Genomic DNA, 11,283 nt, shown 5'->3' on the forward strand with positions numbered 1-11,283 from the left:
TACCAAGTTGTGAATAAACTGTCCTTAGCAAGTTACAACTATTCACAAATTTGATACATTTATACGCAGTAAGTCTGTCACTTTGTTACTCTTCAATAATTTCTATGCGATTACGACCGTGCTTTTTAGCGAGATAAAGTGCCTTATCAGCTTTTTTAATGAGTTGATTTGGTTGACTATTTGTTGATTTAATTGCAACACCAAAGCTTGCGGTAACATAACCCAGTACAGTCGTGGAAGCAGGATCTTTAATGTGTAATTTTGTGATGGCTAAACGCAGCTGTTGAGTAAAGTTAGTCATATCACTGATGCTGGTAAACTGCGCAGTGAAACAGAACTCTTCTCCCCCATAACGATAAACTTGGCCAACACTTGCGACATACTTCAGTAATTTTACCGCAACAGCACGTAAGACTTGATCACCTTTTTGGTGACCAAAAGTGTCGTTAAATACTTTAAAGTGGTCAATATCGACCATCACTAGCACAGCGATTTCGGCTAAATCATCACGCTGACAAAAAACGGTAATATCTTCATCAAATTTGCCGCGATTAAAAAGCCCAGTGAGCGTATCTTTTTCAGCCTTTCTTTTTGAATCAATCAGCTCTTGTTTTAGCGTTATAATTTTTGCATATGCTAGGGCTAGTTGATTTTGAAAATCTTGCGTGCGATTTTGTAATGCGGCTGATTCGTTAGTTAAACGCTCAACACAGTGAAGTACATCATCGAAGCCTCTTTCTTTACTAATATCAGCATCGTGTAACTTCTCCCTGCATGCATATAATACCTGATTAAACTGCGTTGATTGATTAAGCGCTGCAGTTAAATCATGTTGGACTTGCCCTACAACATCATCAAAACTATTCGAAAGCTGATTAAATAAGGATAGGTCATTGACTGAAAGGTACTTGTTGAATAAGTAGTTAGCTTGCTCATAACTACAGCCATTAAATCTGCTAATAAAGCCATCCAGCTCTTTATTTAAATCATGGTTCTTGTCACTAACATAGCAATACCAAATTGCATAATTAAGCGGCGTTATGGGAATTTTATATTTCACCATTAATGGAATGGCTAGCTTTAAACAGTGGCTAGAATAACCTAAAGAATGAGCGGCTTGAGCAGACAATGCCATGTGTCGTTGCCATGAATTTTTATTATTTTAAATTACGGTAGCAACACATTGAAAAAAATCAATAAAAAAGCAATTTCACAGATATAAACCAGTACAAACCACGAGTTAAACTTTTAAAAAACCATACTAAATAACTACAAAAAAATAATATACCTATACAAAAACAGAACAACCAAAAGAACCAAATCAAACTCATACAGCCAACCAAATAAGCGAACACAAAAGTATTAGATTGCCTGTTGAGTTAACGATTGCGCAATACTCCAAATCGCATTCAGTGCCGGGTCATGCCGCTCTTTGTTGAGTACCGCTAAACCAATATCAAAACCGGGAATAGTTTGTTCGGCATCACTAATAATTTGAACTTTATCTTTTAGCGGACTGTTGTCGAGCACGATCTTCGGCACCATTGCCACCCCTAAACCCAAACTCACCATTGATACCATGGCTTCATGTCCCGCTACTTGTGCATAAATTCGACCATGAATGTTTTTCTTACGCCACCACTGCTCTAAACGCTGTCGGGATAACCCCTGCTCTGCCACGATAAACTCAAGGTTTGACCAGGCAATATTATTTTCATCTTTAAGCTGCTCACTAATAGGACACACAATTTTAGGAGCAATAAGTACCAAAGGCGAGTAACCAATACTGGTGAATGCTATTTGCCCCGGTAACTTAGCAGGTTTTGCTGCAATGGCCATGGCTTCATGACCATCTAAAACCCGATTAATAGCCAGTGCTGGATCACCCGTATTTAAAGTTATTTCAATATAGGGATGCTGCATCCGTAGCTGTTCTAATATCTGATGTAAAAAACTATACGAGGCGGTGACCGAACAATAAATACTCACATTACCGTATATATGCTGCTGTGGCTCTTGTACATTCGCTTTGAAACGGTGCCAATTCGCTAACGTTGCGTTAGCATATTCAATAAAAGACTCACCCTCTCGAGTTAATTTAACCGTGCGATTATCTCGATTGAACAAGACGACGCCAACCTCCTCCTCAAGCTGCTTAATGTTTCGGCTCAGTGTCGGAGCACTGATATGGCAAAGCTCACTGGCCCTCGCAAAGTGTAATGTTTTCGCCAATGCTAAAAAGTAATGTAGATGCTTGTGATCCATAATTTCACCATTTCATTTTATGAAACACTTTAATGCAAATATATCATTTTACGCAAGGTTTAAAATTGCATACTGTTAACCCATACAAAGAACGACTCTTTGTTTTCTAACAAACTAGTATTAATAGGACACTAACAATGGCGAATTATTTCAACACTCTTCCTTTACGTGAGCAGTTAGCGCAATTAGCGCAATGTGAATTTATGGATCCATCAGAATTTACTGATGGCGTAGACGCTTTAAAAGGGAAAAAACTCGTTATTGTCGGTTGTGGCGCACAAGGTCTTAACCAAGGTTTAAATTTACGTGATTCAGGTTTAGATGTTTCATATACATTGCGCGAGTCGGCTATTGCTGAACGTCGTCAATCATTCTTAAATGCATCTGAAAACGGCTTTACTGTTGGTACATACGAAGAACTTATCCCAACTGCCGATGTAGTATTAAACTTAACACCTGATAAGCAACATACATCCGTTGTGAATGCCATCATGCCACTTATGAAACAAGGCGCGACCCTTGCCTACTCACATGGTTTCAACATTGTTGAAGAAGGTATGCAAATTCGCGAAGATTTAACGGTCATTATGGTAGCGCCTAAATGCCCAGGCTCTGAAGTACGCGAAGAGTACAAACGCGGCTTTGGTGTCCCTACGCTTATCGCTGTTCACCCTGAAAATGATCCGCAAGGACATGGCCTAGCACAAGCAAAAGCATACGCGGCTGGCACCGGTGGCCACCGCGCAGGTGTACTAAAATCATCATTTATTGCTGAAGTTAAGTCAGACCTAATGGGTGAGCAAACTATTTTATGCGGCATGTTACAAACCGGCTCATTACTGTGTTTTGACAAAATGGTTGAAAAAGGGATTGATCCTAGTTATGCCTCTAAATTGATTCAATACGGCTGGGAAGTAATCACCGAAGCACTAAAATATGGTGGTGTAACAAACATGTTAGACCGCTTATCGAACCCTGCGAAAGTAAAGGCATTTGAGTTAAGCGAGCAGCTAAAAACAATCATGCGCCCTCTTTATAATAAGCACATGGACGATATTATCAGCGGCGAGTTTTCTCGTGGCATGATGGCTGATTGGGCTGAAGATGATGCAAAATTACTCGCATGGCGCGCAGAAACAGCAGAAACAGCATTCGAAAAGCAACAAAATACTGATGAAGAGATCAATGAACAAACCTTCTTCGACCAAGGTATTCTAATGGTTGCAATGGTAAAAGCTGGCGTTGAACTGGCATTTGAAACCATGACAGCAGCGGGCATCATTGCTGAATCGGCTTACTATGAATCACTGCACGAAACGCCACTAATTGCTAATACGATTGCGCGTAAAAAACTTTTTGAAATGAACAGAACTATTTCCGATACCGCAGAATATGGCTGTTACTTATACAACCATGCGTGTTTACCACTGCTAAAAGACTTTATGCAAAACATGGATACTGATGTCATTGGTAAAGGCCTTGATAGCACCAGCAATCAGGTTGATAACCAAACGTTGATCGCTGTGAATAAAGCACTTCGAGAGCACCCTGTGGAAGTGGTAGGCAGTAAACTACGCGGTTACATGTCAGCAATGAAGAAAATTGTTTAACCCTGGAAAGTAAGTTTCGCTTGTTAGAAACAAAGCCCAATTGCATATGCTTTGGGCTTTTTTTTTGTCCCTACATTTATTCGTCATCTGCAAAGTGTATGCTAAAATTACTCTCTTATTTGTTGTAAACTAAGACACTTTCATGGCGTTAAATCAACTTACCATTACCAAAAAAATAACTCTACTAGGCAGTTCTATTGCTCTTATCGTTGCAGCACTTATCGGTGCAACAGCCCTTTACAGTGCAAAAAAAATCATCGAACACCGTATGATTGAATCTGAACTGCCAAGTAAATTGCAAGCAATTGATAACTATATCACCCACGATATAAACCAAATGATCAGCGCTGCAGAACAGCTTTCTAGCAACGAGTTCGTTTTAGAATGGGCTCGCTCAGGAAATAATAACGATAATACGCTGCTCAAAGAGCTCAACCGCCTTGTTAAACAGTATGATTTAGCCACGGCATCATGGGCCAATCGTGAAACTGCACAATATTGGAATCAAGATGGTTTTTTACGTGTGCTTACGAAAGAGCAAGACAGTTGGTTTTTTGACTTCACGCAATCATCAGTGCCTTTTTCTATCAGTATTTATCAAGAGTCGCCCACTGATGTAAAAATGTTTGTTAACCACCAGCAAACCAATGGTATTGGTCTTGCAGGATTGGCAAAAAGCATTGATGACATGCAAGCCATGCTACAAAGGTTTAAGATTGAAGAAACTGGGTTTGTGTTCATAGCAGATAAAAATGGCTTAATTCAATTACATAAAGATGCCAGTAAAGTGGCTAAGGCAAAACTAGATTCGGTGTACCAGCCAGGTATTACAGACTCTTTACTAACCAATCAAGATTTTAATTTACACGAACTCGACCTGAATGGCGAAGCAACACTGCTTGCTGCCAGCCCAATTAAAAATACCGATTTATTTGTCATTGCTCAAGTGCCCAAAAATGAGGTATTTGCCAGTATTCAAGTGTTACAATGGCAGATAATCAGCTTTGCAATTGTCATTGCGCTAGTTGCCAGCTTCGCAGGTTTCTTATTAGCAAAAACACTGTCATCCCCCCTATCAAAAATGGCAGAGCTGTTCATGCGTTTAGGCTCTGGTGATGCAAACTTAGCATACCGTTTGCCAGAATCTGAGCAGCCTGAACTGGCTAACTTAAGCACGGGCTTTAACCAATTCATTTCAAAAATTGAAACGGCCATCATGCAAGTAGCGCAAGAAAGTCGCGAAATAAGACAAAGCGCGGCCCATGTATTTAAGCAGGCCCAAAAGAACTCTGAAGCACTTGATAATCAAAAAGAACAGACAATTTCAGTTGCTGCCGCAATTAATCAAATGGGCGCGACGGTACAAGAAATTGCCTCCAGCGCCACGAATACCGCAAAACTGACAGAAACCAGTAAACACAGTACCGAACAAAGTCATACGCAGGTGACCCAAAGTAAAGAAGCAATAATTGAATTAGCAACCGACATCGACAACATTACGGAACAAGTTAACGAACTTGCAAACAAAACGCAGGCAATTGCCAGCATTGTTGATGCTATTCGTGGTATTTCTGAGCAAACAAACCTTTTAGCGCTTAACGCCGCGATTGAATCTGCTCGCGCTGGTGAGCATGGTCGTGGTTTTGCTGTTGTTGCAGATGAAGTACGCGCACTTGCCAGCAGAACCTCACAATCGACGAATGAAATCCAAACGATGATCAGTGAATTAACAAGCACATCCGATCTTGTTGTCGAACATATAAATCATTCTAAATCACGCGCTCAATTGAGTGTTAATGCCATGCAAAGCTCTGTTGAGTTGCTTAACACGATCACCAATGCAGCTAATGAGATTAATGATATGGCAACATTAATTGCGACGGCCACAGAGGAGCAAAGCAATGTCGTTGCTGATGTCGGACGCAATATTGAGCAAATTAGCGATATCAGCGATACCGTGATGCATGAGCAGATTGACACTGAGCAAGCAATAAAGGATTTAGCAAGCAGTGCGCAAACGCTAGACGATCTTGTTGCGACCTTTGATAAACGCTGACACCTTTTGTAACAGTAAACACTGACCCTTTTTTAATTACAGCCTATACTTACAGACATGTGATTCCCTAGGCTGTTAATTAAAGGGGGCCTTATGAACGCGCCTACGATTGCTCTATTATCAAGTCTTTGCTTTTTATCAGCATGTAATAATACACCTAAGCAGTTGGCCCCTGCGCCATTAGCACTCACTGAGCTTGATGAATTTAGGCTTTCAAAAGTCGAAAGTCAGGAAGAAATTTTTGCGCTAACTCCGCGTATTAAACGTCAGTTAGACAGTGCTTTTCCTGAAGACACTCGCTCACTCGAGACAACTAAACGCTTACTGCACTTTTTATTAGAAAATGGTGATGCCTCATTGTCTTATCAATCAGGCGCGACACTAACCGCGAATCAAGCCTATGCTGATTTAAATGCCAACTGCCTCTCTTTATCAATATTAGCGTACAGCTTAGCCGAGTATCTTGGTCTTGAAGGGCAATTTCAAAAGGTTCACATTCCAGAGTATTGGGCACGAAATAATGGCTTTAGCTTACTGACAGGACACATAAATTTAAAGGTAAGAGAACACGACAAACACGCCATAAACCGCACGATTATTTATCCTGGTTCGCGTTCATTAGTGATTGATTTTGATCCAAATAGCCGTCAGGCAGCATTTAAAACCAGTCATATTAATAAAGCACGTATCACCGCCATGTTTTATAACAACAAAGGGGTTTCGGCCATGCTTAGCCATGACTATGGTCGTGCATACAGTTATTACAAAGCTGCTATCAATACAGATAGCGCTTATTCAGGAGCTTGGGGGAACTTAGGTGTGCTCTTAAGGCTAACAAACCTCTACCCAGAGGCAGAAGTAGCCTACCAATATGCCATAACCTTAGATGCTGATAACAACACGGCTTTGGGCAACCTAGCACTGCTTTACAATTTGACGAATCGTGAACAACAGGGTGATGCCATCCTCACACAGCTAGATAAAAAGCGTCAAACTAATCCGTATTATCATATTTCGCTTGGCAATGATGCCTACGCAACTGGGCGCTATGAAGATGCGATAGCGCATTTTAAAAAAGCACGCACTTTAGATAGTAACTTACATGACAGTGACTTTGGCCTTGCACGTATATATTTTCAGCTAGGTGACTTGAAACTAGCCAAAAAATACCTGACCATGGCGAACAATAAAGCAGATTTTGATCATGATAAACAGCGTTATGAAAGTAAACTACAGGCACTGCGTTCGCATACTGCAAAGCTTACTGATTACCAGTAGCTTATTTTACTGTGATGCTGCGTTTGCCAGTGCTGACTCTCATTTAAAACAAGATGTCACAACGCTTACTTCAACGCAATTTTATGGTCGGAAAACCAATACAATCGGCGCAAAGCGTGCCGCTGATTACATTGCAAGCCGCTTAACCTCATTAGGCTATGAAGTTCAAGAACAAACATTTCAATACCCCGCAACTTTTTATCAAAAAGCCACTGCCCGCAATATCATTGCAACTAAACCATCCGCTTGCACTCAATGTAAAAAGATTATCTTTACTGCACATTATGACCATTTAGGGCAACGCGGGACTAAGCTCTATCCTGGCGCAAACGATAATGCCAGCGGTGTTGCTGCTTTACTCTATTTAGCAGCGTATTTCGCCGATAAGCCCCATCAGAACCAATTAATGTTCGTTGCCACCGATGCAGAAGAAAATGGCTTACATGGCAGTGACTATTTAGTGTCACAATTAAACAGCGCAGATATCGCATTAAATATTAATCTGGATATGCTCGTGGTTAACAAGCGAAAACCTCGCATTTATGCCTTTTTAGACGGCCAATCAATAGCGCAGTATAAAACAGTAATTACTGGACTTTCTGATGAAAACATTACATTTTTTGCAACCAGTTCATCTGCCCGACTTAATCGATTATTTGATCTTAACGTTGATTGGCGAAGAGCCAGCGATCACTATTCGTTTGCAAAAGCAGGTGTCCCTTATATTTATTTTGGCATGGGACACGATAAACACCATCATCAACCGAGTGATACCCTAGAGCACATTGACTTTAGGTTATTTGAACACGCAGTGAGCAAAATTGCAGAGTTTGTTAGTGCCCTAACCAGGTAACTTGGCTGTGATAACAAACTGCCTTTTTTGCGCTTTGTTTAACTTTTTAACCTGAATCTCAAGCTTACTAGCCTCGCTGCGAGAGCCAACCGGTTGCTGATAAATTAAGGTTAAAGGTCCTTTTCCTTTTAAATTTTTTGCCCCTTTGTCAGCTTGGTGAACTGCAAAACGTTTTTCAACATCGGTGCTGATCCCTGTATACCAGTGGCCAAAACGAGTCTGCACAATATACAAATGCCAGTGTGATTGAGAACTGTCGCGCTTTTTTATTGATTCAGGTAAACTTTTTGTCGTGTCGGTGGTCAAATCTGTGCCTCGTGAGCATTAATCATGTTTCAGTAAAACAATTATTGAAAAGGGTTTTACCTTCTGTGACTAATCGGTATCATGCAGTGTATAAAAAATAAGGATTCAAACAAATAATGCAGTCGTTTAAAACTTTTTCTTTTTGGTTAGTACTTACCCTTACTTTAAGTGCTACCGCTGGGTGTTCTAGTTGGGTTTATCGCATCAACATTCCTCAGGGTAACTTTTTAGAACAATCTGACGTTGATAAGCTTCGCGTTAATATGACTCGTGAGCAAGTGGTTTACGTACTTGGTAAACCGGTTGCAGAAGATTCATTCGACAAGAATACTTGGCATTATCTTTATGTTTTTAATCTAGGCCGTAGCAATGAACAACGCAAATCGTTAACGGTTAATTTTGAAGATAATAAGCTCGTGTCAATATCAGGTGATTATGAGCAACCAAGTGAGTTCAATACCCCACTTGAACAAGAGTAAATATAAAAACAAAGGGTAGCAAAAGCGACCCTTTTTTGTATGCTAAATAGATAAAACCACCGCTTAGAACGTGCAGTAAGTGATTCACTTTCAATAGGTTACTATGCTTTATTCAGTGGGCGCCCACCGGTAACTTTATTAGCTCTACCTTCTTCTTTGGCTTTCTCTGCACGACGTCTGCGTGCATCTTTGGGGTCTGCAATTAATGGGCGATAAATTTCAATTCTATCCCCTTGCTTAACCTCTTGTGTTAACTTGCAAGTGCGATTCCACACACCTAATGTGAGGTTATTTGCATCTATTTCGGGGCACTTTTCGATAATGCCCGATTTAATAACAGCTTGCTCAACAGTGGTTCCCTCTGGTACTTCGACAAGTAAACTTGTCGCGGTTGTAGGTAACGCAAATACAACTTCAACACTTATCATGAGCGGACTCCATACACCGTTTTCGCACGTTGGGTAAAAGCATTCACCATATTCTTTGCCACTTCGTTAAACACCTTACCAAAAGCAAGCTCAATTAGTTTACTCGCAAATTCAAACTCTAAGTGTAATTGCACTTTACACGCTTTATCGTCTAAAGGTAAAAAATGCCATTTCCCTTGCAAGCTTTTAAAAGGACCATCAACTAAACGTAAAGCAACGGTTTGCTCATCAATAAAGGTATTTTCTGTGGTAAACCACTTTTTTAAACCCGCTTTCGATATTTCTAAACTGGCCGTCATACCGCTGGGTTGTTGTGCAATAATTTTAGCGTCTGAACAATGTGGTAAAAACTCAGGGTACGCATCAACATCGTTCACTAAATCAAACATTTCTTTACTGCTGTACATTACCAGCGCACTTTTTTCTATTTGTGGCATATTCACTCCCAACTGTGTCGGCGAATTTTAGCAAGCTTTGGCTATTTCCCCAAATTTTAGTAACGGGATTATTTGTATAAAGCCTTAAAAAAGCGATGTAAAAACGCTGTTTTTACGTATAATATGAACCACTATGGCTAAGAAAAAATCATCTAAATCGACAAGCAATACTATCGCGCTTAACAAAAAAGCGCGTCATGAGTATTTTTTACACGATAAGTTTGAAGCAGGGGTTGAACTACAGGGCTGGGAAGTAAAAAGTATCCGAGCTGGTAAAGTAAACATCTCTGAGACTTATATTCACATTAAAAACGGCGAAGCATTTTTACTTGGCAGTCAAATTCAGCCTCTCAACAGTGCTTCAACACATGTAATTTGTGATCCGCTTAGGTATCGCAAATTACTTTTGAACAAACGTGAAATCGATCGTCTTATCGGTGCAACAGAGCGTGATGGTTATTCACTGATCGCCACTGCCATGTACTGGAAAAAATGCTGGGTGAAGTTGGAGTTCCACCTCGCTAAAGGTAAAAAGATGCACGATAAACGTGAAGATGGGAAAAACAAAGATTGGGCGCGTGAAAAAGAACGCCTGATGAAACATAAAGCATAAAATCCCTGCTTGAGCCTAACTTTCTGTTAGGCTCTGACCCCCTTACCCTACCTCACTCTTAACATTTTGAAACGTTTCCTCACAAGAAGTATCTGGTGTTGATGTCTCTGCTAATTACACGCATGCAATGAATGACTACGGGTTCTTAAAATTCAATCTTGAATGGGCATACCAAAATGAATTTAAGAAAGATGGCCGTGATTATACGGGTGAATATCGTTACCCAGAAAATCGTTGGATATTCAGCACTAACTGGGAAATGGGTGACTTTAATACGAATGTGAATGTGAGTTACATCGGTGAGTTTGAAGATACCCCTGATATCGACTTTGACGGTAACCTAGACTTTGATAGCAACACATCACGCATGGTTGACTCTCAAACACTGGTTGATTTACAGACTGCGTATAACTTCTCAGAAAAACTAAAACTCTCTGTGGGCGTTAATAACGTATTTGACGAAGATCCTCCATTTGCAATTGGTGATGGTGATAGCGACTTATATGGCTATGTATCAAGTGTGCATAACCCTCGTGGACGTTATTTCTATACAAAGCTAACAATGCGCTTTAACTAAACTCATACCAGATAAAACAAAACCCGCCAATTGGCTAATGCAGATCAGTTAAGCATATTTTTATGATCACTTGACTGATCTTTTCATAGCTTCACAATCCGATATTAGAAATAGTATCGGATTTTTTTTATGTCTCTAATTCAACACTTTGATGATATGTCCTCCTTTTTAGATGATGTACATACACTCGACAAACTTAAGCAGGTTCTTGACCCTGATATTCTTGAACAAGCATTTGAACATGCGGGAGTTGCCACTGTTCGTAAAAGGCGGTTACCGCTAGAAGCTATTATGTGGTCTGTAATTGGTATGAGTTTATTCCGAAACGAAACTGTGTGGGATATTGCTAACAGACTCGACATATCCTTGCCTGGAAAAAAC

The 11,283-nt window shown here is 40.3% G+C and carries 12 protein-coding genes and 1 pseudogene; 8 read left to right on the plus strand and 5 right to left on the minus strand.

Features of this window, described 5'->3' with window-relative positions; all coding sequences use genetic code 11:
- Positions 1–85: 85 nt before the first annotated feature.
- Together BM378_RS17910 and ilvY are read right to left on the minus strand one after the other, a co-directional pair.
- Positions 86–1,135, minus strand: a complete 1,050-nt coding sequence (locus BM378_RS17910) for a GGDEF domain-containing protein (RefSeq protein WP_074989705.1) — start codon at positions 1,133–1,135, stop codon at positions 86–88.
- 227 nt (positions 1,136–1,362) lie between these two features.
- On the minus strand, positions 1,363–2,265 hold the full coding sequence (gene ilvY, locus BM378_RS17915) for an HTH-type transcriptional activator IlvY (RefSeq protein ID WP_036967158.1): 903 nt from the start codon (positions 2,263–2,265) through the stop codon (positions 1,363–1,365).
- Positions 2,266–2,402: 137 nt separating this feature from the next.
- Between ilvY and ilvC the strand changes: the two genes are divergently transcribed.
- From ilvC to BM378_RS17935, 4 genes are all read left to right on the plus strand, one after another.
- Entirely contained in the window at positions 2,403–3,875 is a 1,473-nt protein-coding gene (gene ilvC, locus BM378_RS17920; RefSeq protein ID WP_036967155.1) for a ketol-acid reductoisomerase, read from the plus strand.
- Between the two features lie 142 nt (positions 3,876–4,017).
- Complete coding sequence (locus BM378_RS17925; protein ID WP_036967152.1) at positions 4,018–5,931, plus strand: methyl-accepting chemotaxis protein; 1,914 nt, start codon at positions 4,018–4,020, stop codon at positions 5,929–5,931.
- 93 nt (positions 5,932–6,024) lie between these two features.
- Positions 6,025–7,209 carry a tetratricopeptide repeat protein gene (locus tag BM378_RS17930; protein ID WP_074989706.1) on the plus strand — a complete coding sequence of 395 codons (1,185 nt, stop codon included), beginning with the start codon at positions 6,025–6,027 and terminating at the stop codon, positions 7,207–7,209.
- On the plus strand, positions 7,151–8,062 hold the full coding sequence (locus BM378_RS17935; protein WP_177222594.1) for a M28 family peptidase: 912 nt from the start codon (positions 7,151–7,153) through the stop codon (positions 8,060–8,062). Before BM378_RS17930 ends, BM378_RS17935 begins: the two co-directional genes overlap by 59 nt.
- Here the strand turns inward: BM378_RS17935 and BM378_RS17940 are convergent.
- Positions 8,051–8,368 carry a GIY-YIG nuclease family protein gene (locus BM378_RS17940; RefSeq protein WP_074989707.1) on the minus strand — a complete coding sequence of 106 codons (318 nt, stop codon included), beginning with the start codon at positions 8,366–8,368 and terminating at the stop codon, positions 8,051–8,053. The genes BM378_RS17935 and BM378_RS17940 overlap by 12 nt on opposite strands.
- Before the next feature lie 116 nt (positions 8,369–8,484).
- Between BM378_RS17940 and BM378_RS17945 the strand changes: the two genes are divergently transcribed.
- Entirely contained in the window at positions 8,485–8,847 is a 363-nt protein-coding gene (locus BM378_RS17945) for an outer membrane protein assembly factor BamE (protein WP_036967144.1), read from the plus strand.
- A 101-nt stretch (positions 8,848–8,948) separates the two neighbouring features.
- On the opposite strand, the gene BM378_RS17950 is transcribed toward BM378_RS17945, so the two are convergent.
- Positions 8,949–9,275 (minus strand): RnfH family protein, encoded by a 327-nt coding sequence (locus tag BM378_RS17950; protein ID WP_036967142.1) that lies wholly within the window; start codon positions 9,273–9,275, stop codon positions 8,949–8,951.
- Complete coding sequence (locus BM378_RS17955; protein WP_036967139.1) at positions 9,272–9,712, minus strand: type II toxin-antitoxin system RatA family toxin; 441 nt, start codon at positions 9,710–9,712, stop codon at positions 9,272–9,274. The genes BM378_RS17950 and BM378_RS17955 overlap by 4 nt, the downstream gene beginning before the upstream one ends.
- 133 nt (positions 9,713–9,845) lie before the next feature.
- Between BM378_RS17955 and smpB the strand changes: the two genes are divergently transcribed.
- The 3 genes and pseudogenes from smpB to BM378_RS17970 all read left to right on the plus strand — a co-directional run.
- A complete protein-coding gene (smpB, locus tag BM378_RS17960) occupies positions 9,846–10,325 on the plus strand; it encodes an SsrA-binding protein SmpB (RefSeq protein ID WP_036967136.1) in 480 nt (159 codons plus the stop codon).
- A 70-nt stretch (positions 10,326–10,395) separates the two neighbouring features.
- A pseudogene (locus tag BM378_RS17965) lies at positions 10,396–10,902 on the plus strand (TonB-dependent receptor domain-containing protein); the annotation flags it as partial.
- 129 nt (positions 10,903–11,031) lie between these two features.
- The coding region (locus tag BM378_RS17970; RefSeq protein ID WP_177222595.1) for a transposase domain-containing protein at positions 11,032–11,283 on the plus strand (252 nt) is incomplete at its 3' end.

Source organism: Pseudoalteromonas lipolytica, from assembly GCF_900116435.1.
Taxonomy (GTDB): domain Bacteria; phylum Pseudomonadota; class Gammaproteobacteria; order Enterobacterales; family Alteromonadaceae; genus Pseudoalteromonas; species Pseudoalteromonas lipolytica.

What these genes read in the sequence shown, in the direction of transcription:
- BM378_RS17935 (WP_177222594.1), top strand. Translation starts at nt 7,151, where the DNA reads ATGAAAGTAAACTACAGGCACTGCGTTCGCATACTGCAAAGCTTACTG.
- BM378_RS17925 (WP_036967152.1), top strand. Translation starts at nt 4,018, where the DNA reads ATGGCGTTAAATCAACTTACCATTACCAAAAAAATAACTCTACTAGGC.
- smpB (WP_036967136.1), top strand. Translation starts at nt 9,846, where the DNA reads ATGGCTAAGAAAAAATCATCTAAATCGACAAGCAATACTATCGCGCTT.
- BM378_RS17950 (WP_036967142.1), bottom strand. Translation starts at nt 9,275, where the DNA reads ATGATAAGTGTTGAAGTTGTATTTGCGTTACCTACAACCGCGACAAGT.
- ilvC (WP_036967155.1), top strand. Translation starts at nt 2,403, where the DNA reads ATGGCGAATTATTTCAACACTCTTCCTTTACGTGAGCAGTTAGCGCAA.
- ilvY (WP_036967158.1), bottom strand. Translation starts at nt 2,265, where the DNA reads ATGGATCACAAGCATCTACATTACTTTTTAGCATTGGCGAAAACATTA.
- BM378_RS17930 (WP_074989706.1), top strand. Translation starts at nt 6,025, where the DNA reads ATGAACGCGCCTACGATTGCTCTATTATCAAGTCTTTGCTTTTTATCA.
- BM378_RS17955 (WP_036967139.1), bottom strand. Translation starts at nt 9,712, where the DNA reads ATGCCACAAATAGAAAAAAGTGCGCTGGTAATGTACAGCAGTAAAGAA.
- BM378_RS17910 (WP_074989705.1), bottom strand. Translation starts at nt 1,135, where the DNA reads ATGGCATTGTCTGCTCAAGCCGCTCATTCTTTAGGTTATTCTAGCCAC.
- BM378_RS17945 (WP_036967144.1), top strand. Translation starts at nt 8,485, where the DNA reads ATGCAGTCGTTTAAAACTTTTTCTTTTTGGTTAGTACTTACCCTTACT.